The sequence below is a fragment of the Gilvimarinus sp. 1_MG-2023 genome, assembly GCF_030548285.1.
The window spans coordinates 1-418 of the sequence record NZ_JAUOSC010000208.1 but is presented as its reverse complement, the minus strand read 5'-3'; the positions used below and the strand labels follow the sequence as shown (position 1 = coordinate 418).

Here is a 418-nt window from a genome sequence, read left to right as displayed (position 1 = left end):
GCCCCAGGCTGGCAGCCCCCAATCGGTAATTGTTGCCGCCAACTGATGAGGAATCTGCTCAGAAGTCAGAACGTGAGCAAACAACATGGCATTGGCAATAATAAACAGCAGAGTAATGGACACCCGAGCAGCATCACGAACAATCCCACCCACTTCCGGGTGATAAACCGAACGGAAGATACCTACCGGTAACAACACCATATTACGCGCCAGCATCGCCACGGTATTTTCACCGTCCTTATGCCAGGGCTGACCTTTCAGAGGGCCAATATCCCGGTATCCCCAAATAGCCACCAGGAAACCATACACTGCCGCTACAGCCGCCGCTTCGGTTGGTGAAGCCACACCCGCGTAAATGGACCCGAGTACCAGGATAATCAGCATCAGACCGCCGGATGCGCTCCACGCTGCTTTCAGA

The 418-nt window shown here is 54.3% G+C and carries 1 protein-coding gene; it reads right to left on the bottom strand.

What is annotated here, in order from left to right:
* Positions 1-387: TRAP transporter large permease subunit (locus Q4563_RS16455; protein WP_336623044.1), on the bottom strand; the 387-nt coding region annotated here is incomplete at its 3' end.
* Between the last annotated feature and the right edge of the window lie 31 nt (positions 388-418).